This is a genomic window from Kitasatospora sp. NPDC043950 (assembly GCF_056435345.1).
In genome coordinates, this window is sequence record NZ_JBWKER010000010.1 from 36,564 (window position 1) to 59,944 (window position 23,381).

Annotated in this window: 16 protein-coding genes; 7 read left to right on the forward strand and 9 right to left on the reverse strand. The window is 74.1% G+C overall.

What is annotated here, in order from left to right; all coding sequences use genetic code 11:
- Window positions 1–7: 7 nt before the first annotated feature.
- The 3 genes from AC07BF_RS09245 to AC07BF_RS09255 all read right to left on the reverse strand — a co-directional run bounded on the left by AC07BF_RS09245 (window position 8) and on the right by AC07BF_RS09255 (window position 5,430).
- Complete coding sequence (locus AC07BF_RS09245) at window positions 8–2,008, reverse strand: acetyl/propionyl/methylcrotonyl-CoA carboxylase subunit alpha (protein ID WP_478333126.1); 2,001 nt, start codon at window positions 2,006–2,008, stop codon at window positions 8–10.
- A gap of 66 nt (window positions 2,009–2,074) precedes the next feature.
- Window positions 2,075–3,673, reverse strand: coding sequence for an acyl-CoA carboxylase subunit beta (locus AC07BF_RS09250; protein WP_387816043.1), 1,599 nt, complete (start codon window positions 3,671–3,673; stop codon window positions 2,075–2,077).
- On the reverse strand, window positions 3,670–5,430 hold the full coding sequence (locus tag AC07BF_RS09255) for an acyclic terpene utilization AtuA family protein (protein ID WP_363629768.1): 1,761 nt from the start codon (window positions 5,428–5,430) through the stop codon (window positions 3,670–3,672). The genes AC07BF_RS09250 and AC07BF_RS09255 overlap by 4 nt, the downstream gene beginning before the upstream one ends.
- 292 nt (window positions 5,431–5,722) lie before the next feature.
- Between AC07BF_RS09255 and AC07BF_RS09260 the strand changes: the two genes are divergently transcribed.
- A complete protein-coding gene (locus tag AC07BF_RS09260) occupies window positions 5,723–7,645 on the forward strand; it encodes a prolyl oligopeptidase family serine peptidase (protein ID WP_478333127.1) in 1,923 nt (640 codons plus the stop codon).
- A 57-nt stretch (window positions 7,646–7,702) separates the two neighbouring features.
- On the opposite strand, the gene pip is transcribed toward AC07BF_RS09260, so the two are convergent.
- The 5 genes from pip to AC07BF_RS09285 form a co-directional block, all read right to left on the reverse strand.
- Window positions 7,703–8,662, reverse strand: a complete 960-nt coding sequence (gene pip / locus AC07BF_RS09265; RefSeq protein ID WP_363588881.1) for a prolyl aminopeptidase — start codon at window positions 8,660–8,662, stop codon at window positions 7,703–7,705.
- A gap of 95 nt (window positions 8,663–8,757) precedes the next feature.
- Window positions 8,758–9,369 carry a GNAT family N-acetyltransferase gene (locus AC07BF_RS09270; RefSeq protein ID WP_478333128.1) on the reverse strand — a complete coding sequence of 204 codons (612 nt, stop codon included), beginning with the start codon at window positions 9,367–9,369 and terminating at the stop codon, window positions 8,758–8,760.
- Window positions 9,370–9,379: 10 nt separating this feature from the next.
- Window positions 9,380–11,206: an endonuclease/exonuclease/phosphatase family protein gene (locus AC07BF_RS09275; RefSeq protein ID WP_478333170.1), complete on the reverse strand. Its 1,827-nt coding sequence runs from the start codon at window positions 11,204–11,206 to the stop codon at window positions 9,380–9,382.
- A 436-nt stretch (window positions 11,207–11,642) separates the two neighbouring features.
- On the reverse strand, window positions 11,643–12,572 hold the full coding sequence (locus AC07BF_RS09280; protein ID WP_363629762.1) for a Gfo/Idh/MocA family protein: 930 nt from the start codon (window positions 12,570–12,572) through the stop codon (window positions 11,643–11,645).
- Between the two features lie 98 nt (window positions 12,573–12,670).
- Window positions 12,671–13,192: a hypothetical protein gene (locus AC07BF_RS09285; protein WP_363588875.1), complete on the reverse strand. Its 522-nt coding sequence runs from the start codon at window positions 13,190–13,192 to the stop codon at window positions 12,671–12,673.
- Between the two features lie 344 nt (window positions 13,193–13,536).
- Here AC07BF_RS09285 and AC07BF_RS09290 point away from each other — a divergent pair, with 344 nt between their 5' ends.
- The 4 genes from AC07BF_RS09290 to AC07BF_RS09305 all read left to right on the forward strand — a co-directional run bounded on the left by AC07BF_RS09290 (window position 13,537) and on the right by AC07BF_RS09305 (window position 18,884).
- Window positions 13,537–14,682, forward strand: coding sequence for a hypothetical protein (locus tag AC07BF_RS09290; RefSeq protein WP_478333129.1), 1,146 nt, complete (start codon window positions 13,537–13,539; stop codon window positions 14,680–14,682).
- 146 nt (window positions 14,683–14,828) lie between these two features.
- Window positions 14,829–16,565, forward strand: coding sequence for a serine/threonine-protein kinase (locus AC07BF_RS09295; protein ID WP_478333130.1), 1,737 nt, complete (start codon window positions 14,829–14,831; stop codon window positions 16,563–16,565).
- Window positions 16,566–16,978: 413 nt separating this feature from the next.
- Window positions 16,979–18,139: an FAD-dependent oxidoreductase gene (locus tag AC07BF_RS09300; protein WP_478333131.1), complete on the forward strand. Its 1,161-nt coding sequence runs from the start codon at window positions 16,979–16,981 to the stop codon at window positions 18,137–18,139.
- Between the two features lie 58 nt (window positions 18,140–18,197).
- Complete coding sequence (locus AC07BF_RS09305; RefSeq protein WP_363588867.1) at window positions 18,198–18,884, forward strand: TetR/AcrR family transcriptional regulator; 687 nt, start codon at window positions 18,198–18,200, stop codon at window positions 18,882–18,884.
- Window positions 18,885–18,938: 54 nt separating this feature from the next.
- Here AC07BF_RS09305 and AC07BF_RS09310 read toward each other — a convergent pair whose 3' ends face one another.
- The gene (locus tag AC07BF_RS09310; protein WP_400987126.1) at window positions 18,939–19,850 is read right to left on the reverse strand and encodes a LysR family transcriptional regulator; all 912 of its coding nucleotides are present in this window, start codon (window positions 19,848–19,850) and stop codon (window positions 18,939–18,941) included.
- 219 nt (window positions 19,851–20,069) lie between these two features.
- Here AC07BF_RS09310 and AC07BF_RS09315 point away from each other — a divergent pair, with 219 nt between their 5' ends.
- The gene (locus AC07BF_RS09315; RefSeq protein WP_478333132.1) at window positions 20,070–21,458 is read left to right on the forward strand and encodes a TolB family protein; all 1,389 of its coding nucleotides are present in this window, start codon (window positions 20,070–20,072) and stop codon (window positions 21,456–21,458) included.
- Window positions 21,459–21,611: 153 nt separating this feature from the next.
- Window positions 21,612–23,192: a TolB family protein gene (locus tag AC07BF_RS09320; RefSeq protein ID WP_478333133.1), complete on the forward strand. Its 1,581-nt coding sequence runs from the start codon at window positions 21,612–21,614 to the stop codon at window positions 23,190–23,192.
- Window positions 23,193–23,381: the final 189 nt, after the last annotated feature.

Sequence of the window (23,381 nt, forward strand, 5' to 3'; positions counted from 1 at the left end):
TCCTTCCTCAGGCTTCTGCGGCGGGCTGGACGGCGGCTGGTGCGGTCGGCTCGGCGGCGGGACCGGCGGCGGGACCGGCCTCGGGCTGCACGACGGCGAGCAGGGTGCCGAGTTCGACCTGTCGGCCGGGGGCGGCGTGGAGTTCGACCAGGACGCCGTCGGCGGGGGCGGTGACGCGGTGCTCCATCTTCATCGCCTCCAGGACGAGCAGCGACTGACCGGCGGTGACGGTGTCGCCGACGGCAGCGGTGGTGCGCACGACGGTGCCGGGCATCGGGGCGAGCAGCGCGCCCGGGTCCGCCCGGGCGGCGGGGTCGGGGAAGCGCGGCAGGGCGGTGAGCGCGATGCCGCCGTTCGGGGTGTCGACGTACACCCGGTCGCCGTAGCGCGCGACGCGGTGGCCGCGCCGGACGGCGCCCTCGCGCAGCGTGACCTGCTCGGGCGAGGCGTCCAGGAGCTCCGTCCGCGGGTGGTCGTCGGCCCGCAGGCCGTCCCGGGTGAGGCGGTATCGGACCTCCAACTCTGCGCCGTCGTCGGTGCGGTAGCGCTTGGACTGCGACTGCGAGGGCAGGTTGCGCCAGCCCGACGGCAGTGCGCCGTGCGGCCCGGTGCGCCGGGCGGCGGCGTCGGCGAGGGCGGCGGCCAGGGCGGCGCGCGCGGTCTCCCTGCCGTCCGGGGCGGTGAGTTCGGCCGCGTGCTCGGCCAGGAAGCCGGTGTGCAGGCGTGCGGCCAGGAAGGCCGGGTGCCGCAGCGCGCGGACCAGCAACTCCCGGTTGGTTGCGGGCCCGTGGACCTCTGCGCGGGCGAGCGCGTCGGCCAGCCGGCGGGCGGCGGCGGCGCGGGTCGGCGCCCAGGCGATCACCTTGGCGAGCATCGCGTCGTAGTGCGGGGTGATCTCGTCGCCGGCCGCCACGCCGGAGTCCAGCCGGACACCCCGGCCGCCGAACTCCTGGTGCGGCACGGTGAGTTCGAGGCGGTGCAGGGTGCCGGTGGCGGGCTGCCAGTCCTTCGCCGGGTCCTCCGCGTACAGCCGGGCCTCGATCGCGCAGCCGGTGGCGGGCGGCGGGACCGGCCCGGGCAGCCGCTCCCCCTCGGCGACGGCGAGTTGGAGCGCCACCAGGTCCAGTCCGGTGACCGCCTCGGTGACCGGGTGCTCGACCTGGAGGCGGGTGTTCATCTCCAGGAAGTGGAACCGGCCGTCCTCGCCGAGCATGAACTCGGCCGTACCGGCACCGGTGTAGCCGATCGCCCGGGCGGCGCTGACGGCCGCCGCGTGCAGCCCGGCGCGCACCGCCTCGGGCAGGCCGGGGGCCGGGGCCTCCTCGATCACCTTCTGGTGCCGCCGCTGGAGCGAGCAGTCGCGGTCGCCGACCGCCCAGACCGTGCCGTGCGCGTCGGCCAGCAGCTGGACCTCGACGTGCCGCCCGGCGGGCAGGTAGCGCTCGCAGAACACCTCGTCCGAGCCGAAGGCCTTCGCCGCCTCGGCGCGGGCGGCGGCCAGTTCGCCGGGGAGCTCCGCGAGCGTGCGCACCACCCGCATGCCGCGTCCGCCGCCACCCGCCGCCGCCTTGACCAGGAGCGGCAGGTCGACCTCGGTGGGGTCGGTCAGGGCGTCCAGCACGGGCACCCCGGCCTCGGCCATCAGCCGCTTGGCGGCCGTCTTGGAGCCCATCGCGGCGATCGCGGCCGGCGGCGGGCCGACCCAGACCAGCCCGGCGTCCAGCACGGCCTGCGCGAACCCGGCGTCCTCCGACAGGAATCCGTACCCGGGGTGGACGGCGTCCGCGCCCGCCGCCAGCGCGGCGCGGACGATCAGGTCGGCGCGCAGGTAGGTGTCGGCGGGCGCGGCGCCGGGCAGCCGCACGGCCGCGTCGGCCTCACGGACGTGCGCGGCCCCGGCGTCCGGGTCGGAGTGGACGGCGGTGGTCGCGACGCCCAGGGCCCGGCAGGTGCGGAAGACCCGGCGGGCGATCTCGCCACGGTTGGCGACCAGCAGGTTGGTGATCATGTCTCGGGTGCCCCTCACAGCTCCGTCTCGCAGCTCGGTCTCGCAGCTCGGTCGAACAGTTCGGTCTCACATCCGGAAGACGCCGTAGCCGCGCGCGCCCTCGACCGGCGCGTTGTGGATCGCGGACAGGCACAGGCCGAGCACCGTACGGGTGTCGCGCGGGTCGATCACGCCGTCGTCGTACAGCCGCCCGGACAGGAAGACCGGCAGCGACTCGGCCTCGATCTGCTGCTCGACCATGGCGCGGATCGCCGCGTCCGCGTCCTCGTCGTACGGCTGCCCCTTCGCGGCGGCCGACTGCCGGGCGACGATCGACAGCACCCCGGCGAGCTGCTGCGGGCCCATCACCGCGGACTTGGCGCTCGGCCAGGCGAACAGGAAGCGCGGCTCGTACGCCCGCCCGCACATGCCGTAGTGGCCGGCGCCGTAGGACGCGCCGATCAGCACCGACAGGTGCGGCACCCGGGAGTTGGCGACGGCGTTGATCATCATCGCGCCGTGCTTGATGATGCCGCCCTGCTCGTACGCCCGGCCGACCATGTAGCCGGTGGTGTTGTGCAGGAACAGCAGCGGGATGTCCCGCTGGTTCGCCAACTGGATGAACTGGGCGGCCTTCTGGGACTCCGCGCTGAACAGCACGCCCTGCGCGTTGGCCAGCACGCCGACCGGGTAGCCGTGCAGCCGGGCCCAGCCGGTGGCCAGGCTGGTGCCGTAGAGCGGCTTGAACTCGTCGAAGTCGGAGCCGTCGACGATCCGGGCGATCACCTCGCGCGGGTCGAAGGGCACCTTGAGGTCGCCCGGGACGATGCCCAGCAGCTCCTCCTCGTCGTACTTCGGCGGCTCGGCGAGCCGGTCCGGCGACGGGCCCGGCTTGCGGTGGTCCAGCCGGGCGACGATCCGGCGGGCCAGCCGCAGCGCGTCCGCCTCGTCCGCCGCGAAGTGGTCGGCCAGACCGGAGGTGCGGGCGTGCATCTCGGCGCCGCCGAGCGACTCGTCGTCGGCCTCCTCACCGGTGGCCATCCTGACCAGCGGCGGGCCGCCGAGGAACACCTTGGCGCGCTCCCTGACCAGCACGGTGTGGTCCGACATGCCAGGGACGTAGGCGCCGCCGGCCGTCGAATTGCCGAACACCACGGCCACGGTGGGGATTCCGGCGGCGGAGAGCCGGGTGAGGTCGCGGAACAACGCGCCGCCGGGGATGAAGATCTCCTTCTGGCTGGGCAGGTCGGCCCCGCCGGACTCGACCAGGTTCACCACCGGGAGGCGGTTGTCGAACGCGATCTCGTTGGCGCGCAGGGCCTTGCGCAGGGTCCACGGGTTGCTGGCGCCGCCGCGCACGGTCGGGTCGTTGGCGGTGATCAGGCACTCCACGCCCTCGATCACGCCGATGCCGGTGACCAGCGCCGCGCCCACCGGGTAGTCGCTGCCCCAGGCGGCCAGCGGCGAGAGCTCCAGGAACGGCGAGTCCGGGTCGACCAGCAGCTCGATCCGCTCGCGCGGCAGCAGCTTGCCGCGGGCGCGGTGGCGGTCCACGTACTTGGGGCCGCCGCCGGCCAGCGCCTTGGCGTGCTCGGCGTCCAGCCCGGCGAGCTTGGCGAGCATCGCGGCGCGGTACTCGGCGTACTCGGGCCCGGCCGGGTCGACGCGGGTGGGCAGCACGGTCACAGCAGGGCCTCCGGGATGTCGAGGTGGCGGGAGCGCAGCCACTCCCCGAGGGCCTTGGCCTGCGGGTCGAAGCGGTGCTGGGCGGCGACGCCTTCGCCGAGCAGGCCGGTGAGGGTGAAGTTGACCGCGCGCAGGTTCGGGAGCAGGTGCCGGGTGACGGGCAAGTCGGCGGTCTCGGGCAGGAGTTCGCGCAGCTTGTCGACGGTGAGGGTGTGGGCGAGCCAGCGCCATCCCGCCTCGGAGCGGGCCCAGACGCCGAGGTTGGCGTCGCCGCCCTTGTCGCCGCTGCGGGCGCCGGCCACCAGGCCGAGCGGGGCGCGGCGACGCGGGCCGGCGGGGGGTTCTGCGGGGAGTGCAGTTGGGAGTACTGCTGGGAGTACTGCTGGGAGTGCTGCGGGGAGCGTCGGCTCTTCGGAGGTCTCAGCAGGTCGGCTCGTCACCGGGGCCGGCGGGACGGCGAGCCGGCGGCCGTCCGGTAGCACGGCGGTGTGCTCGACGGCCTCGGCGTCGACGTACGCGGCGGCGAACACCCCGTACGGCGCGCCGGGGCCTGGCGGCGCGGTGAGGTGGAAGCCCGGGTAACCGGCCAACCCCAACTCCACGGCGGCCTTGCCCAGTTCGCGCCCGACCTTGGCCTGGTCCGGGTCGCGGGCGGTGAGCCGGAGCAGGGCGGAGGCGGCCTCCTCGGTGCCGGCGTCCGGGTGGTCGGTCCGGGCGAGCGTCCAGCGCAGTTCGGCGGGCCGGGCGGCGGGCGGCAGGGCGTCCAGGAACTGCCGCCGCACCAGGTCGGCCTTGGCTTCGATGTCGAGGCCGGTGAGGACGAACACCACCTCGTTGCGGTGGCCGCCGAGCCGGTTCAGGCCCACCTTCAGCGTGGGCGGCGGCGCCTCGCCGCGTACCCCGTCGATCCGGACCCGGTCCGGCCCCTCCTCGGCGAGCCGCACGGTGTCCAGCCGGGCGGTGACGTCCGGGCCCAGGTAGCGCGCACCGCCCGTCTCGTACAGGAGTTGGGCGGTGACGGTGCCCGCGGTGACGGCGCCGCCGGTGCCCGGGTGCTTGGTGATCACGCTGGAGCCGTCGGCGTGCAGTTCGGCGATCGGGAAGCCCGGGCGGGTGACGTCGTGCTCGCGGAAGAACGCGTAGTTCCCGCCCGTCGCCTGGGCGCCGCACTCCAGCACGTGCCCGGCGACCACCGCCCCGGCGAGGGCGTCGAAGTCTGCCGCCGTCCAGCCGAAGTGGGCGATCGCGGGCCCGGCGACCAGCGCCGCGTCGGTGACCCGCCCGGTGACCACCACCTCGGCGCCCGCGGCCAGGCAGGCCGCCACCCCGAAGCCGCCGAGGTAGGCGTTCGCGGCCAACAGGCCGTCAGGCAAGCCGAGTTCGCTCCTGCGCGGCATCAGGTCGTCCCCCTCGACGTGGGCGACGGCCACCGCGAGGCCCTGGCGCTGTGCCAGGTTCCGCAGTTCGGCGGCGAGCCGGGCCGGATTCAGCCCACCCGCGTTCACCACGATCCTCACCCCGCGCTCCTGCGCCAGGCCGAGGCACTCCTCCATCTGCCGCAGGAACGTCCGGGCGTAGCCGAGGGACGGGTCCTTCAGGCGGTCCCGGGCCAGGATGAGCATGGTCAGCTCCGCCAGGTAGTCCCCGGTGAGCACGTCCAGCGGCCCGCCGGTGAGCATCTCCCGCACCGCCGCGAAGCGGTCCCCGTAGAACCCCGAGGCGTTGCCGACCCGCAGTACCGAGCGTTCGCGCGCCAAAGCGCCTCCCCTGCCGACGGGTTGGCGACGCCCCCACACGAGCGCCGCCGGGCAGCAGCGTGGCACCGGGCGCGAAAAAAAGCAATCACGCCTGCTTGTTTCGAGCCGGTGGCCGCACTCGACAGGGCCGCGTACGGCCCGATTCTCCGAAACCCGACTGACACCGGCCCGTCGGTGCGACACGATGTCCGTCCGTCGTACTGGCGAGTGAAAGGCAGCCCGCATGCCGCATCCCGCACCGCGACCGACTCCCGAGTAGACCGACCCGCTCACCGCGGAACTGGTGGTGGACATGGCCACCCCCGCGGCGCCGGCCATCTCGCCGGACGGTCGCCTGGTCGCCTACGGCGTGGTCGCGAACAGTGGAAGGGAAGGACGCCCGCACAGCTCGGTCTGGGTCGCCGCCGCCGATGGCAGCGCTGCCCCGCGCGGGCTGACCGACGGCACGGCCCGCGCCGCCGCCCCGAAGTGGGCGCCGGACTCGGCTTCTCTGTTTCTCACCTCCGACCGCGAGGAGCGGGGCACCGCTCAACTCCGGCGGATCCTTCTGGACGGCAGCGGGGACATCGCCCGGGCGGAGCCCCTGACCAGGTGGCGCGGGGGCATCTGCGACCACTACCCGCTCGCCGACGGCCGCACCGTGGCGCTACTCGCCGAGGACGAGCCCACCCCGGAGGACGAACGCCGGGAGGCCGAGGGTGACGACGCGAAGGTCTGGGGCCGGCACCTCCCCGCCACCCGGCTGCGCCTGCTCGACCTGGCGACCGGCGTGGTCCGCACCGTGGACGGCCTCGGAGACCGCCATGTCGTGGAGGTGGCCCAGCGTCCGGACGGCGGCCCGCTGGCCGTGCTGAGCTGGGCCACCCCCGAGCTCGACCCCGGCGTCACGACGGCAGGACTGCACCTGGTCGCCCCGGAGACGGGAGCCGTCCAGGACCTGGGCCCGGTCGGATTCGAGGCCCGGTCCCCGGTCTGGTGGCATCACGACGGTGAATGGCATCTGGCCCACCTGGCGGTGACCCCCGGGCACTTGGTCGGCGCGCTCGCCGTGATCGACACCGTGCCGCCGGCGACCGGCCCGACCGTCGAACAGCGCGATCTCACGGTCGGCATGTCCGCCTGCCCCACCGAGCTGGTGCAGGTCGCCGACGGGCCGCCGCTGGCGCTGTTCGCCGACGGGCTGGACACCGCGCTGTACCGGCTCGATCCGCAGTCGCTGCGGTTCCACCGGTTGTCCTGCGCGCCCGGCACGCCAGGCACGTTCGGCACGCCCGGCACGCTCGCCGGGCTCACTGCGAGTCGCTCCGGAGCGACCCTCGCCGTGCTGCTGAGCACCGCGCGCGAGCCCAGGAACGTCCACGCGGGCCCCACGGGCGGGCCACTGCTCCGGCTCAGCGACACCAGCCCCGAACTGCGCGGGATCCGCTGGGGCGCCCAGGAACGGCTCGGCTACCAGGCGTCCGACGGACTCCAGTTGGACGGCCTGCTGATCCTGCCGGCCGGCCGGACTCGGGGCCAGGGCCCGTTCCCGCTCGTCACCATGGTCCACGGCGGCCCCTACTTCCGCCATGCCGACGAGTTCACGCTCACCGCGGTCGACTGCGGCCAGTGGCTGGCGACCGCCGGATACGCGGTCTTCCTGCCCAATCCCCGGGGCGGGTCGGGCCACGGCCATGAATTCGCCGCCGTGGTGGCGGGCGCGGTGGGCGGCGACGAGTGGACCGACATCCTCGCCGGGATCGACCTGCTGGTCGCCGAGGGAGTCGCCGATCCCGAACGCCTGGGCATCTCCGGCTGGAGCCACGGCGGTTTCATGGCGGCCTGGGCCATCGGCCAGACCGGGCGGTTCAAGGCCGCCATGATGGGCGCGGGCATCACCGACTGGGGCATGCAGGCCGGGACCGGCGAGTGGGGAGCCATGGACGCGGCGCTCGGCGGCAGCACCGGCTGGAACGGACCGGGACCGCACCTCCACGACCGGAACAGCCCGATCTCCTACGCGTCCCGGATCCGCACCCCGGTCCTGATCCTGCACGGCGAGCAGGACACCAACGTCCCCCTCGGCCAGGCCGTCCACTTCCATCGCGCACTGCGCCACTTCGGCGTCGAGCACGAGTTCGTCGTCTACCCCCGGGAGGGCCACGGGCTGCACGAGCGCGCCCATCAACTCGACGCCCTCCGGCGCATCCGCGCCTGGTACGACCGCTGGCTGTGAGCCCGTACCCGGGAGGGCATCGAGTCGTGATCGACGAGTGGCGGAACCCGAGCAGGATCAGCGGTGCTTGAACTCCTCGATGGCCTCCCGGACGGTGTTCTTCATCTCCTCGCTGCCGATGTGCCCCGAGTCCTCGGAGATGTGCAGCCGCGCGCCCGGCCACGCCTTCGCCAGCTCCCAGGCCGTCTGCACCGGGCAGCCCATGTCGTGCCGGCCGTGCACCAGCACCGCCGGGATCCCGGCCAGTCTGTGGGCGTTGCGCAGCAGTTGGTCCTCCTCCAGCCAGGCGCCGTTGCTGAAGAAGTGGGCGCAGATCCGGACGAACGCGATCTGCTCGTCGACCTCCCGGGCGCTGTACATGCCGGGCGAGCCGTTGGGCTCGTTCGAGATGACCGCGTCCTCCCAGGCGAGCCAGCCGGCGGCGGCCTTCGCCCGGACCGCCCGGTCGGGGTTCTCCATCAGCCGCGCGTAGGCGGCGAGCAGGTCGCCGTCCCGCTCGTCCTCGGGCACGCCCTCGCGGAACCGGTCCCACGCCTCGGGGTAGAAGGACCCGGCGCCCCGGTAGAGCCAGTCGGTCTCGGCCCGGCGGGTCGTCGTCACCGCCTGGATGATGATCTCGCTGACCCGCTCGGGGTGCTGCTGCGCGTAGGCCAGCAGGAGGGTCGAACCCCAGGAGGCACCGTTCAGCAACCACCGCTCGATGCCGAGGTGTTCGCGCAGCCGCTCCATGTCGTCGATCAGGTGCTGCGTGGTGTTCAGGCTCATGTCCGCCGCCGGGTCGCCGGCGTGCGGGGTGCTGCGGCCGCAGTTGCGCTGGTCGTAGCGGATCACGCGGTAGCACTCCGGATCCCACGCCCGGGTGGGCCGGTCCGGCGTCCCCGCGCCGGGGCCGCCGTGGACGTAGAGGACGGGCTTGCCCTCGGGGTTGCCGAGCTGCTCGTAGTAGACCCGGTTGCCGTCTCCGGTGTCGAGGAAACCGTGGCCGTAGGGACTCGTCGGAGGATAGAGATCAACCATGACCGTCGATCCTAGGGCGCGGGCGCGCTCGGGGCCCGCGCTTTTCCGCCCAACCCGCTTCGTGGGAACGGCCGTTCGGCCGGCCTCAGGGCGTTTCAGTCCAGCGGGAGGGCCATCTCCAGGATGCGGGCCTGCGGGTCGAGCCCGTACGGGGTCTCCCCGCCGGTGTAGGTGAAGCCCCGGCGCAGGTAGAAGGCGGCGGCGCGGGAGTTCGCCTCGTGCACGCCGAGCAGCATCCGCTTGGCGCCGCCCTCGGTGCGGGCCCAGTCGGTGGCGGCGTCCAACAGGGCGTCCGTCACGCCGCGTTCGCGGCCGCGGTGTTCCGGGGCCACCCAGACGCCGATCAGGACGGCGGTCGCGGCCTGGTCCCGGTCGGGGACGGAGAGCATCGTGCCGACCCATTCGCCGTCCGGGTCGACGGCCACCAGGCCGACGCTGCCCGGCTCGTTCACCCGGGCCGTCCGGGCCCGCCAGTCGGCCTCGCCCAGGGCCTGCGCCGCGGCGTGGGTCTCGCCGAAGGCCATCGGGAAGTCGAGGAGCTGGGCCAGCCGCACCTTCCGCAGGCGCTGCCAGTCCTCGGTCCCCATCCGCTCGATCCGGTACCGCATGCTCTCCGACCCCCACTGCCGCAGCCGCCTTCGCCGGCGGTGGTCACCTCCGGCGAAGGCAGCATAGCCGCAGGTCAGGGCCTGATGCAGACCGGTCACGGCTTGACGCTCAGGGCTTGATGCGGACCACCTGCGGGTCGTGGTCGCTGGCCTGCTGGGCGAACTCGGCGTTGATGTGCACCACGTCGTACTTGGCGTAGCCGACCTCGGGGCTGACCAGGATGTGGTCCAGCACCTGCGAGTTGCCCTGGTAGACGTACGAGTACTGCTCGGTCTCCGGCAGTTCGTTCACCAGGTCGCGCAGCACGCCGTCCTTGGTGAGCGCGGCCAGCGCGGGCGAGAACTGGTAGTCGTTGAAGTCGCCGAGCGAGACGACGCGCGCCTCCTTGTCGGCGGCCAGCAGCTTGGCGACGAAGGCCTGCTCGATGGTGGCCTGCTTGACCCGCTGCACCTCGGAGCTGCGGGTGGGGGCCTGGAAGCGGCTGTCGATGCCCTGGTCGCCGCCCTTGCTGTTGAAGTGGTTGGCGATGACGAAGACCTTCTTGCCGCGGAAGGAGAACTGCCCGACCAGCGGCTTGCGGCTGTTGGTCCACGCGTCGTCGGCCGGGGCGATCCGGCCGGGCGAGGCGGTCAGCGCGGTGGTGGCGCCGCTGCCGGCGACGTCCACGGCACTGGCGGCGGCGCCGCCGGGGATGTCGGTGAAGGAGACCCGCTGCGGGTTGAACAGGAACACCTGCCGGATGTTGCCGCCCGGCTCGCCGCCGTCCTTGCCGTCCTGCGGGTCGATCGAGCGCCAGTCGTACGCCGGGCCGCCGACCGCCTTGATCGCGGCGATGAACTTGGCGACGGTCTGGCTCGCGTCGACCGTGCCGTCGTTCTTGGCGCCGTTGTTGTCCTGGATCTCCTCCAGGGCGACGATGTCGGGCGAGCGCAGGTTGGTGACGATGCCCTGGGCCAACTCGGCGAACTTGGCGTCCGGGTTGCCGGGGGCCAGGTTCTCCACGTTGTACGTGGCGATGGCGAGTTCGCGGTCGGCCGCCTTGGCGGTGACCTCGCGCTGGAGGTGGTTGTCCTGGAGCGTGCCCAGGGTGCCGGCGACGAGGGTGTAGCCGCCGAACTGGTTGTAGTCCAGCGGGCCGGTGGTGGTGCCGGTCAGCACGTCGCCCACGTTGGCCACCGGGAACGGCTGCTGCGGGGTGACCGCCGCCTGCTGCTGCACCATCAGGCGGCCCACGTTGGGCTCCGCGTACGACTCGTACAGCACGCCGCCGCGCTTGCTGCGCTGGTCCTGCCGGTCGGCGGCGACCCACAGCTCGTTGTACTTGTCCGTCGCCTGTATCACCCGGACGTCCTTGACCTGGACGAGCATGCCCTCCAGCGACTCGTAGAAGTCCAGGGCGTACTTCTCCGGGTCGAGCGGCAGCGCGTCGATGCTGCCGCCCTCGGGCGCCGGCGGGGCGTAGGTGCCGGGGATGTTGCGGGTGTCCACGACCACCGGGGCCGGCAGCGGGTTGCCGGAGGACAGCACGGTGACGGCGGGGCCGGTGAGCTCGGTGACGGACTGCGAGCCGCCCGCGAAGTTCGGGTAGTACTCGGTGACCTTGCCGCTGACCAGGACCGAGTCGCCGGCCTTCACGGTCGGGTTGCCGCCGGTGTAGACGAAGATGCCCTCGCTGGTGGCCGGGTCGGCGTCGGGGTTCGGGTCCTGCATCCAGAAGCCCTTGGCGCTGCCGTAGGCGCGCACGCCGGTGACGACGCCGGGCACGCCGGTGACGGGCTTCCCGGCCTGCGGGGAGATCCGGGTGGTGCCCTGGATGTCGTGGATGCGCAGCGGTCCGGCCTCGGTCGGCCCGGCCGGGGCGGCGGCGTTCGCGGCGGTGGGCGCGGCGTTCGCGGCGGTGGGCGCGGCGTTCGCGGCCGGCAGCGGGACGAGCACCAGCGAGGCGGCCAGTCCGGCCGGGAGGATCGCGGCGCGCAGCAGGGCCCGGCGGGGGCGGGGAGCGGGGGCGGTGGTCACCGGGGCATGACTCCTAGCTCCACCGTGCGGCACGGTCGTGGCACGGCGGTCGAGGGTGGAGCGGGGCACAGGGCGCGTCGTCCACCCGGCGGGTCTGCGGCCGCCGGGCCGTGACGCATGGTCAGGCGGCGTGCCCATGGCACGCGCTACCCGCGTAGATGAAGCGGAAGCCGGTCACCCGTCCCCCGCGGCGACCCCAAGATACGCGCGTAGAAAATGACGCGACAAGACCCCGTCAGTGAACTTCTGGTTCCGCTTCGGCGTCCGCCCCTGCCCCTGCTCCTACCCCCGCCCCTATCCCCATCCCTTCAGCCCGGCCCTTCAGCCCGCTCCTTCAACCTGCCTCGACGTCCCCTCAGCCCGCCTCGATCCGCTCCACGATCAGCTCGCACAGCTCGTGGCTGCGCAGCGCGTCGTGCGCGTCCAGGGTCTTGCCGGCCCGGACGGCGTCCAGGAAGGACAGCACGCACTGCTCGATGCCGCGCTGGCGGGCGACGGACACCCAGTCACCACGCCGGCGGACGGTGGGCTGGCCGCGGTGGTCGATCACCTCGGCGAGGTTGTGCACCGCCCGCTTGGAGTCGGCGCCGGAGACCTCCAGGATCTCCTCCGTCGAGCCGGAGAGCCGGTTCATGATGCCGAGCGCCGTGAAGCCGTCCCCGCCGAGGGTCAGGACGACGTGCTCGACCAGCCCGTCCCGGACGCGGGCGCGGACGTCGACGTGCTCGATCTCGCCGGGGGCCAGGAAGCGCAGGGTGTCGACGACGTGGATGAAGTCGTCGAACACCAGGGAGCGGGCGGCCTCGGCGAGGCCCTCGCGGTTCTTCTGCAGGACGATCAGGTCGCGGGGGCGCTCCTTGGCCTGGGCGTAGCCGGGCGCGTGCCGGCGGTTGAAGCCGACCATCAGCGAGCGGCCCGTCCGGTCGGCGAGGTCGACGAGCCGGCGGGCACCGTCGACGGTGTAGTCGAGCGGCTTGTCGACGTAGACGTCGACACCGGCCGTCAGCAGCTGCTCCACGATCGGAACGTGCTGGCTGGTCGCGGCGTGCACGAACGCCGCCCGGATCCCGCTCCCGATCAACTCCCCGAGATCGGTGAAGCGATTCTCCGGCGCAATCCGGTGCGCGTCACCGATCCGGTCCAGCTTCGCCCCGTCCCTGGTCATCAACCGCAGGTCCAGCGCCGGCAACCCGCCCAGGACCGGCAGATACGCCTTCTGCGCAATGTCACCGAGACCGATCACCCCGACCGGGAGCAGGCCGTCAGGAACAGAGGTCGAGCTCATACGAATCTCCATACTCATGCGCCGAAAACCATCCGCCCCACCCTATTCGCCCGCTCCCGCGCAACGGCGCCGGGCCGGCGAGCGACCGGCCCGGCGGCTCAGGGGATGAGGGCGGCGACCCCTTCGACCACCAGCATCCAGGTGGGCTGCCCGCCCGTGCCGAAGGCGGAGGCGAGGACGTACCCGATCGCGGCGTCGGCGGGGCGGGCGGGGGCGCCGTCCCGCCACTCCACGATGACGATCTGGTCGCCGTCGCAGGAGAAGTCGCCGAGGCGCTTGCCGTCGCGCATGAGCCGACTGCTGGGGATGGAGTCCGGGACGAGGACGTGGACGGCGCCGTCGTACGTGGTCTCGACCCGGTAGGACTTCCGGCGGAGCTTGCCCCGGCCCGGCCGCAGCGGCACCGGCGAGCCGTCGACGGTCAGCGTCAGGTGGGCGGTGTCGCGGGTGCCGATGGCGATCTGCGGGTCCGGCTCGCTGCCCGGGTCGCGCTCCAGGACGGCGGTGGGGATCCGATCCCCGGAGACGGTCACCCGGTGCTGGCCTTCGATGCGGACGGTGATCTCGCCGAACAGGGTGTCCTCGGTGGTGAAGGGAGCGGGCGCCGGCAGGTCGGTCATCTGCGATTCCTTTGGTGGGTCGTAACTCCGGCCGCATGGAATGGAATTCGCGGGCCGGAATTCGCGGGCCGGGGTGATTCTCTCATTCGACGGAGACGGACTCACCCGGTGGTGGGCGCCAGTTGACCTCCCACCGGCTCGCGGTGGAAGCACGGCGGTCGAACGGTTTCCGGTGGGCACGACGGTCCCGGCAGGCCGGCGCCGCACACCCCACCAGCCACTGCCGGATCTTCCAACCCTCCTTCACCACTTAATAGTTGTCCCATTCGATGGCAATGGAATCACCTAGGCTTCGATCCATCCGGTGCCCGGCGCGGCGCACCGGCCGACAAGGGGAGGACATGATGAGGACTCCGGCAAGCGCGTTACGGCGCGGATCCCGCTGGGCCGTCTCGGCGGCGACGGCGGTGGCGCTGCTGCTCGGTGGGGCGGGCGTCTCGGGGGCCTCGGGGGCGGCCCCCTCCGGCGTTCCCGACGGCCCCGTCGTCGGCGTGCCGGGGGCCGTCCGGATCGCGGAATTCACCTGGGAGAAGGTCACCGAGGCGGTCAGTCCGGACGGCCGAACGGTCTACCTCGTGCTGACGGACGTGGTCGGCGGGCGCCAGGGCGTGTACCTGTCCACCGTCGACACGCAGACCGGCACGGTGACGGCCCGCCTCCCGCTCGGCGACCCGGCACCCTACGGGCGGCCTGCCCTCAGCCCGGACGGCCACCGGCTGTACGTCGGAGTCGGCTCCGCCGTCTACGTCATCGACACCGCGACCAACACGGTCAAGGCCCGCGTCGCCGCGCCGGAGCAGCAGCTCCCGGCGGGCTGGACCCCGGGCGCGGCGACCAGTCTGGCCACCGACCCGGACGGCGAGACCCTCTACGTCGGGCAGTCCGGTCCCTCAGGCCCCGCCGGGCAGGAGGAGCCGGGCCGGATCCTGGAATTCTCCACCGGCGACCAGGAGTTCATCGACCAGACGGCGGTCACCGGCCACACGGTCAACGATCTCGCCGTCCTGCCCGACGGCAACTACCTCTACGCGGGCACCAACCTCGACCTGCTGCGCCTCGACATCGGGACCGGACTCGGCACCACCACGGTCGTCGACCCCGGGGCCAAGGACGAGCTGGCGCTCTCCCCGGACGGCTCCTTCCTGCTCGCGCTCGGGTCGGTCCGCACCTACTCCGTGGGCATCGGGCTCGACACGGGCACGGACAAGGTGCGCTACCTCATGAAGTACGGCTCCGGCTACTTCGAGTACCACCACCCGGCGATGAACGCCGACGGCAGTCGCGTCTACCTGCTCGGCGGCCCCGAGTACAGGCTCCCCACCCCGCTGTACACGTTCGTGCCGGGCGAGAACCGGTTCGACCAGAGCGTGTCCCTCTCCGTCCCCGAGTGGCGTGTGCACGCCCTCTCCGTCGGGCCGGACGGCCACTCGCTCTACGTCACCGGCTGCGACTCGGCCACGGGCTGCTTCCTGCGGACCCTGCGCATCTGACGCCGCGCGCCGGGGCGCCGGTCGCCGAGTGTTCGGCGGCCGGCATTGACAGCCCCGCGCGCGACGCGCTGGGATGAGGCGAGGGTTCGTCACGGGGGGTCCGGTCGACGGGACCGGCTGCTGCGCGGTGGCCCACCGGGGGTGTCGTGGAGGCGTTACGAGCCACTGACCCGACGACGGTCGGCGGCCGGTACCGGCTGCTCGGGCGCCTGGGCAGCGGCGGGATGGGCGTGGTGTACCTCGGGCGTTCGCCGGGCGGTCGGCTGGTCGCCGTCAAGTGCGTGCACCGGGAGCTCGCCGCCGACCCGGAGTTCCGGCGGCGCTTCGCCCACGAGCTGGAGGCCGTACGGCGGGTCGGCGGGTTCCACACCGCCCAGGTCGTCGACGCCGACCCGGGCGGTGACCCGCCGTGGCTGGTCACCGCCTACGTTCCGGGGCCGTCCCTGGCCGAGGCGGTCGCCGCCCACGGCCCGCTGCCGGAAGCGTCGTTGCGCGTCCTCGGGGCGGGGCTGGCCGAGGCGCTGGACGCCATCCACGCCGTCGGCCTGATCCACCGGGACCTCAAGCCGTCGAACGTGCTGCTCGCCGACGACGGGCCGCGCGTCATCGACTTCGGGATCGCCCGCGCGCTGGACGGGACCGCGATCACCCGGACCCAGGTCGTCGTCGGCACGCCCGGCTACATGGCGCCTGAGCAGATCGCGGGCGGCGCGATCGGGCCGGCCTGTGACGTGTTCAGCCTCGGCCACGTGCTCTGCCACGCTGCCGGGTGCGCGCCGTTCGGCCACGGTGCAGCGCAGGTGATGCTCTACCGGGTCCTGCACACCGAGCCGGATCTCGGCGGCGTCCCGCAGGCCCTGCGCCCGGCGATCGCCGCCTGTCTGGCGCGCGATCCCGCCGACCGGCCCACCCCCGCCGAGTTGCTGGACCTGTTCGGGCCGGCCGCGCACGACGCACCCGCCGGGGCGTGGCTTCCGGCGCAGCGGCGGGCGGCTCCGGCCCACCCCGGACCCCCGCCGATCGGGCCACCGAACGGCCCGAACGACCGCACCCGTACGGCGGTCACCGAGCTCCGGCAGGCTCCCGACGCCCCGCCGCCCGGTGGCGGGAAGCACCGGCTCCGCTGGCTGCCGGTGCCGCTCGCCCTCGTGCTCGTCGCCGCCGCCGTCTGCGTCCGCCTCTTCGTGATGACCGGCGGCTCCGGGCCGCCGGACTGCTTCCCGTCCGGCGGCGCCCCGGCCGACTCCTCGCCCCCGGCCAGGGTGACCAGCGTGCCCGCGGGGACTCCGCACCCGCCCGAGCCCACCGGGCCCGCCGACCGGACGGTCATCGAGCTCGGCCAGTCGGTCACGCTCAGCTGGGACCACGCCGCCGCGGTGTCGCGCGTCTTCACCGGGCTGGGCGACGACGCCCCCCGCTACACCGCCTGGCTGAGCTCCGCCGCCTGCACGTTCACTCCCACCGCCGCCGGGCTGTACCGGTGGGAGGCGAGCACCGCGAACGCCGCCGAAGGACAGACCGGCAGCGCGTGGTCCGAGGACCGGTTCCTGTTCGTCAGGGCGAAGGGCTCCTCCACGCCCGACCCCGGGCACGACACCCCGGCCGTCCCCCGCCTGCTGGCCCCGGCGGACCAGACCGTGGCCAAGGCCGGCCGGCCGGTCTCGCTGAGCTGGACGGCGAGCGGCTTCTCCTCCCACGCCTCGGTGCTGTCGCCCGACGGGACCTGGCAGAACATGCCATGGCAGGACGCGTCGACCTACCTGTACACCCCGCCCTCGCCCGGGATCTACGTCTGGAGCGCGTTCACCGAGGCCAAGGGCGGCTGCGACGGCGGGACCTGCGCCAGCGGGGCGAGCGCGCAGCGGTACCTGATCGTGGAGTGAGGTCCCCACGGCCTTCGGCCACTACTTGAGGAACGCCGCCCCGGCGAAGAGCCGGGCGGAGTTGGTGCGGTCGATGGCGGCGCGGGTGGTGTCGGGGAGCGGGTGGTCGGCGACGTACGCGGGCACGCCGGGCACGCCGGGGCCGGGCAGTTGCGAGGGGTGGACCAGGGCGACGGCCTCCCGTCAGCTGGTTCTCCGGCACCGAGGCTGCCCGCCTCGTCTCGCGGCGCGCCAGTGATCCCGCCACGTCCGGATCGTGAAGTTCTCACGCTCCCGTCCGGGGGGATCCCGGTTGTCCGGTAGGCCGCTCCAGGAGACGAACTTGTTCGTTACGAACCTGTTCGTTACCGTGGAGGAACGGGAGGCGAACCCACGCCGACCGACACGGACCGACACCGACCCAAGGAGTGGCCATGACCGTCCAGCACGTTCCCGTCGCCGTCATCGGAGCCGGGCTCGGGGGCCTCGTGCTCGCCCGGGTCCTGCACGTCCACGGCATCCGGGCCGCCGTCTTCGACCTGGAGCCCTCACCCGAGGCCCGCACCCAGGGCGGCCTGCTCGACATCCACGACGACTCCGGCCAGCAGGCCCTGCGCGACGCCGGGCTGCACGACCGGTTCCTGGCCCTGGTCCACGCGGGCGGCGAGGCCCTGCGGGTGGTGGGACCGGACGGCGCCGTCCGGTTGGAGCAGGAGGACGACGGCACCGGCGGCCGCCCCGAGGTCGACCGGGGCCGCCTGCGCGACCTGCTGCTGGACTCCCTGCCCGCCGGCACCGTCCGCTGGGGCCGGAAGGTGGTCCGCGCCCACGCGCTGGGCGACGGCCGCCACCAGGTCGCCTTCGCCGACGGCACGGCCGTCACCACGGACCTGCTGGTCGGGGCGGACGGCGCGTGGTCCCGGATCCGGCCACTGCTGTCCGACGCCCGGCCCACCTACACCGGGATCTCCTTCGTCGAGGCCGACCTGCACGACGCGGACACCCGGCACCCCGAGGCGGCCGCCCTGGTCGGCGGCGGGTTCTTCCTCTCCGTGGCCGAGGGTCGCGGCTTCCTCGCCCACCGCGAGGGCGACGGCAGCATCCACGTCTACACCGCCGTCCGGGCCGGCGAGGACTGGCTGGACGGCATCGACACCACCGCCCCCGACACCGCCAAGGCGGCCGTGCTGGCCGGCTTCGACGGCTGGGCCGACGGCCTGCGGGCCCTGCTCGCCGACGCCGACGGCGACCTGGTCCCGCGCCGGATCCACGCCCTGCCCGTCGGCCACCGCTGGGACCGCACCCCCGGCGTCACCCTGCTCGGCGACGCCGCCCACCTGATGTCCCCGTTCGCCGGCGAGGGCGCCAACCTCGCCATGCTCGACGGCGCCGAACTCGGCAAGGCCCTCGCCCACCACCCCGGCGACCCCGAGGCCGCCCTGACCACCTACGAGCGCGCCCTCTTCCCCCGCAGCGAGGCCTCGGCCGCCGCCTCCGCCGCCAGCCTGGAGCTGATGTTCGGCCCCGACGGCCTCCAGGGCCTGCTCGACCAGTTCGCCGCCCCGAACCAGCCCGCCCCGCCGGCCGGCCGGTAGCGGCGGCGCCGTTTCGGCGAACTAGTTCGTCACGAACACGGTCGCTAGGCTGGCCGGTATGACGAGCTCCCCCTCCCGACCCCGCAGCCGCCGCGAGCGACCGGCGAAGCCCGCGCTGAGCCACGAAGCGATCGTCGCCGCCGCCGTACGGGTGCTGGAGGCGGAGGGCCTGCCACGGGTGACCATGCGGCGGCTGGCCCAGGAGCTGGACACCGGGCCGGCCTCGCTGTACGTGTACGTGGCCAACGCCGCGGAACTGCACGCCGCGATCCTGGAGGAGTACCTCGGGGAGGTGGACCTGAGCCCGGTGACGGCGGCCGGGGACTGGCGCGAGCGGTTGGCCGCCGTCCTCGACTCCTGCACCGGGGTGCTGCTCCGGCACCCGGCGCTCGCCCACGCCGCACTGGTGGCGAGGCCGTCCGGGCCGCACTACCTGGCCCTGGTGGAGGCGGTCCTGGCACTGCTGCACGAGGGCGGGGTGCCGGACGGGCAGGCGGCCTGGGGCGTGGACGTGCTGCTCCAGGTGGCCACCGCCACCGCCGCCGAGCAGTCCGCCCGGCAGGGCGAGCAGGCGGAGCGGGAACAGGCCGCGCTCACCGACGCGCTCCGCGCGGCGCCCGCCGCCACCTACCCGAGGATCGCCGCGCTCGGGGACGACCTGGTCTCCGGGGCGCCGGAGGACCGGCTGTCCTGGATGTTCCGGGCGGTCGTCAACGGCACGCGCACGACGCCCCGACCCGCCTGACCCCAGCCGCCCACCGCGCCCCGCCCGAGCTCGGACCCACCCGACCTCGGACCCTCAGGCGCCCGCCGCGGCCGCCTCGGCGAGGGCGTCCAGCACCGGGCGGATCAGCGGGTGCCCGTCGGCGCCGGCCCGGACGGCAGCGAAGACCCGGCGGGTGGCGAGTTCGCTGTCCACCGGCCGGACGGCGATCCGGCCGAGGTCGACGCCGCGCAGCGCCGAGCGCGGCACGAGGGCGACGCCGGCGCCCGCCGAGGCGAGGGCGACGACGGCCCGGAAGTCGTCGGAGGAGTGCACCAGGCGCGGCTGGAAGCCGGCGTGCTCGCAGGCGAGCAGGACGACGTCGTGGCAGGGGTTGCCCGGGTAGGGGCCGATCCACCGTTCGTCGGCCAGGGCCGCGACGGCGAGCGGACCGCGGTCGGCGGCCAGCGGGTGGCCGAGCGGCAGCACCGCCTCGAACGGCTCGGCGTACAGCGGGACGCGGGTGAGCCGGGCGTCGTCGGCGCGCGGGGCGCCCCGGTACTCGACGGCCACCGCGAGGTCGGCCCGGCCGTCGAGGACCATCGGCAGGCTGGCGTCGCCCTCCGCGTCCAGCACCTTGAGCCGCACCCCGGGCGCCTGCGCGGCCAGCAGCCCGATCGCCGGGGCGAGGACGAGCGCGATGCCGGTGGCGAAGGAGGCGACGGTCACCTCGCCGGAGACGCCCGCGCTGTAGGCGGCGAGGTCGGCCTCGGCGCGCTCCAGCTGGGCGAGCACGGCGTCGGCGTGGCCCAGCAGGATCTCCCCGGCGGCGGTCAGCCGCACCCCCCGGCCCTCGCGGGCGAGCAGGTGGTGGCCGGTCTCCTGTTCCAGGGCGGCCAGCTGCTGGGAGACGGCGGAAGGGGTCAGGTAGAGGGCAGCCGCCGCGGCGGTCACGGTGCGGTGGTCCGCCACGGCCCGCAGGGTCCGCAGCCGTCGGGCGTCGATCACAGGCCAATTCTGCCAGCGTGCCGGGGTCAGCCGGACCGGGCCCGGAGCCGGGGCGGGGTCCGGGCCCGGTTCCGCGTAAGGGGCGATACGACCGGTGGCGTATTTCCGGACGAGATCGCTTCGCCCGGTTGACCACCCGGCCCGGGCGACGATTGGCTCTTCCCGAGCCGGGCCGCGGGGGTGACGAGGGCCCGGTGCCGTCATCAGGGGAGGATCTCCATGACCACCGCACGAACCCGCCGTTGGCTGGCCCGGACCGCCGGCGTCCTGGTGGCCGCCGCCGTGGCCGGGGCCGCGATGCCCGCCGCCGAGGCCCGGCCGCTCAAGGGCTACACCTCCCGGGTGAGCGAGGGGCCCAAGGGCGAGCAGCTCGACGGCACCTCGTCCGCGCTCGGGCTGAGCGCCGACGGCCGCTCCGCGCTGTTCACCTCGACCGCGACCAACCTGCTGCCCGGGGCCGGCACCCCGAACTCGGACGAGGTCTACGTGCGGGACCTGCGCAACGGGCACGTCGAGCGGGTCAGCGTCGCCGCCGACGGCTCCAAGCTGGACGCCGCCACCAACCAGGCCTCGATCAGCGGCGACGGCCGGTACGTGGCGTTCAGCACCGCCGCCACCAACGTGCTGCCCGGCCAGCCGAAGCACGGCAACGACGTCTTCGTCCGCGACCGCTGGACCGGCCGCACCGAGCTGATCACCGCCCCCGGCTCGGCGAGCACCGACGACCAGAGCATCCGCACCGCCGACAGCCCCACCCTCAGCTGGGACGGCCGCTTCGTCGCCTACGCCTCCAGCCGCACCGACCTCGCCCCGGGCGTGAAGCGCGGCAAGAACAACATCTACGTCACCGACCGCTGGACCCACACCACCCGGCTGGTCACCTCCGGCACGGAGGGCGAGGGCGCCGACAACAACTCCTTCAGCCCGACGATCAGTGCGGACGGCTCGACCGTCGGTTTCGGCTCCCGGGCCGGAAACCTGCTCCCGGGCACCCCGGCCCCGGCCGCCGACCCGACGCCGGGCGCCGGGTCACCCCAGCTGGCCGGGCCCAAGTTCTACCCGTACTACGTCTGGAAGGCCGGCACCGGCAAGATCGCCGGCGCCAGCCTGGACGACACCGGGGCGCTGAGCGACGGCGGACGCGACGGCCGGATCAGCCCGGACGGCCGCTACGCGATCTACAGCCTCCCGGTCTTCATCGGCGGGGCGCCCGCCCCGGCCCACGGCATCCGGATGGACGTGTACGTCCACGAGCTGGCCACCGGCAAGATCACCAAGGTCAACACCGACCTGCCGGGCACCACCGCCAAGTGGTCCTCCTCCGGTGGCGTCATGACGCTCGACGACCGCTGGGTCTACTTCGACTCCGCCGCCGAGAACCTCGTCCCCGACGACACCAACTCCGCCAGCGACATCTTCCGCCGCGACCTGTGGACCGGGCGGATCGAGCGGATCAGCCTCACCCGGAGCGGCGGGCAGAGCACCGCCTCCTCCTACGGCCCGTACGTGGACGCCACCGGCGACACGGTGATCTTCGACGCCTCGGACGGCGACCTGGTGCCGGGTGACACCAACACCTTCCTGGACGTCTTCCTGCGCCGCCTGTGACGTCCTGACTCCCCTGCCGCATACGTCCGTTGACGTATTTTCGGCCGAGATCACCCGTGGGCGTTGACCACCGGCCCTCCCGACGATTGGCTCTCCCGAAAGCCCGTCGCCGGGAGGGAGCCCGGCCGGGCGACCCCCGGGGAGGCAGACGTCATGACACGCAGCACCCGTACCACCCGCAACCGGTGGCTGGCCGGCGGCGGCAGCATTCTCGCGGCCACCGCCGTACTCGCCGTGACCGCCGCACCCGCCCAGGCCGACCGGGCCCACCGGGCGCCGCGCGGCACCGTCCAGGTCAGCGTCGGGGTGAACGGCGCCGCGCCGGACAACCAGTCGTGGAGCCAGGCGATCAGCGCCGACGGCCGCTACGCCCTGTTCACCTCCTGGGCCACGAACCTGGTGTCCCAGCCCGCGAAGAGCGCCCGCGACGCCTACGTCCGCGACCTGAGGACCGGCCGCACCGAACGGATCAACCTGGCCGCCGACGGCAGCGCGCTGAACGGCTTCACCGACAACGTCGCGATCAACGCCGACGGCCGCTACGTCGCCTTCGACAGCGACGCCGAGAACGTGGTGCCCGGCATGCAGGTCCAGGGGCGCGACGAGGTGTACGTCCGCGACCGGAGGACCGGCCGCACCGAGCTGATCAGCGGCGGGCTCACCGGCACCGACACCGACAAGTTCCACGCCTCCTACGCGCCCTCGATCAGCGCGAACGGCCGCTACGTGGTCTTCGGCTCCAGCCGGAAGGACCTCGTCCCCGACCTCCAGGGCGACGCCCCCTCGCTGGCCAGGCCCTACACCTGGGACTACAACATCTACGTCACCGACCGCTGGACGGGGAAGACCAAGCTGGTGACCCGCGGCGTGGACGGCAAGCCGGGCGACGGCATGTCCCTCCACCCGACGATCAGCGCGGACGGCCGCACCATCGGCTTCACCTCCATGGCCGGCAACCTGCTGCCCGCCGACCAGACCCCCGCCCCGGCCGCCGGGGGCGCCGCCGCCCCCGCCGACGTGGAGCTGGCCCCGGGCATCGCCCCGGCCCTGCCCCACAGCGCGCAGAAGGGCCTGGCCCAGCCGAACCTGGCCCGGCCGGTGACCGCCCCCTACTACACCTACGACGTGGAGTCCGGCCGGATCTCCGCCGCCAGCCTCGACCTCGACGGCAAGCTCGGCGCCCCGAGCTTCGACGCGACGATCAGCCCCGACGGGCGGCGCGCGATCTACGCCCTGCCCGAGCCCGGCGGGTCGACCGGCGGCCACCGGTTCCACACCGTGCTGTACGTCCGGGACCTCGGGAAGGGCACCGTGACGAAGATCAGCGGCGGCCTGCCCGGCACCACCTCGGTCGGCTCCTCCGACCACGCCCGGATCACCGCCGACAACCGCTGGGTCTACTTCGCCTCCGCCGCCGACAACCTGGTGGCGGGCCCGCAGCACCCGGGCTGGGACGTCTACCGCCACGACCTGCGCACCGGCCGCACCGAGCGGGTCGCCACCGCCGCGGACGGCTCGCTCGGCAACGGCTCCTCGACCGACCCGGTCGTGGACGCCCGCGGCCGCACGGTGGTGTTCAGCTCGACCAGCGGCAACCTGCTCGCCGGCCCCGGCGGCCCGGCTAGCACCGACTCCCAGGTCTTCGCCCGCGCCACCGCGCACCACGGCCACGGCGACGACCAGGGCGACGACCAGGACCAGGACCAAGGCCAGGACCAGGACAGCGACGACTGACCGTCAACCGCCGCTCGCACCGTGAACCGCGAACGGGGGCGGGACGTCGGCCGGGCCGGCATCCCGCCCCCGAAGCGGGAGGGTGGGGCAGATGGTTGGTGGGCCGTGGGGGGGGGGGGGGGGGGGGGGGGGGGGGGGGAGGGGGGGGGGGGGGGGGGGGGGGGGGGGGGGGGGGGGGGGGGGGGGAGT

Bases quoted from the DNA above. Each gene is read 5' to 3' on its own strand.
- AC07BF_RS09285 (WP_363588875.1), bottom strand. From the start codon at position 13,192: ATGACCGACCTGCCGGCGCCCGCTCCCTTCACCACCGAGGACACCCTG.
- AC07BF_RS09315 (WP_478333132.1), top strand. From the start codon at position 20,070: ATGACCACCGCACGAACCCGCCGTTGGCTGGCCCGGACCGCCGGCGTC.
- pip (WP_363588881.1), bottom strand. From the start codon at position 8,662: ATGGTTGATCTCTATCCTCCGACGAGTCCCTACGGCCACGGTTTCCTC.
- AC07BF_RS09280 (WP_363629762.1), bottom strand. From the start codon at position 12,572: ATGAGCTCGACCTCTGTTCCTGACGGCCTGCTCCCGGTCGGGGTGATC.
- AC07BF_RS09300 (WP_478333131.1), top strand. From the start codon at position 16,979: ATGACCGTCCAGCACGTTCCCGTCGCCGTCATCGGAGCCGGGCTCGGG.
- AC07BF_RS09305 (WP_363588867.1), top strand. From the start codon at position 18,198: ATGACGAGCTCCCCCTCCCGACCCCGCAGCCGCCGCGAGCGACCGGCG.
- AC07BF_RS09320 (WP_478333133.1), top strand. From the start codon at position 21,612: ATGACACGCAGCACCCGTACCACCCGCAACCGGTGGCTGGCCGGCGGC.
- AC07BF_RS09290 (WP_478333129.1), top strand. From the start codon at position 13,537: ATGAGGACTCCGGCAAGCGCGTTACGGCGCGGATCCCGCTGGGCCGTC.
- AC07BF_RS09245 (WP_478333126.1), bottom strand. From the start codon at position 2,008: ATGATCACCAACCTGCTGGTCGCCAACCGTGGCGAGATCGCCCGCCGG.
- AC07BF_RS09260 (WP_478333127.1), top strand. From the start codon at position 5,723: ATGGCCACCCCCGCGGCGCCGGCCATCTCGCCGGACGGTCGCCTGGTC.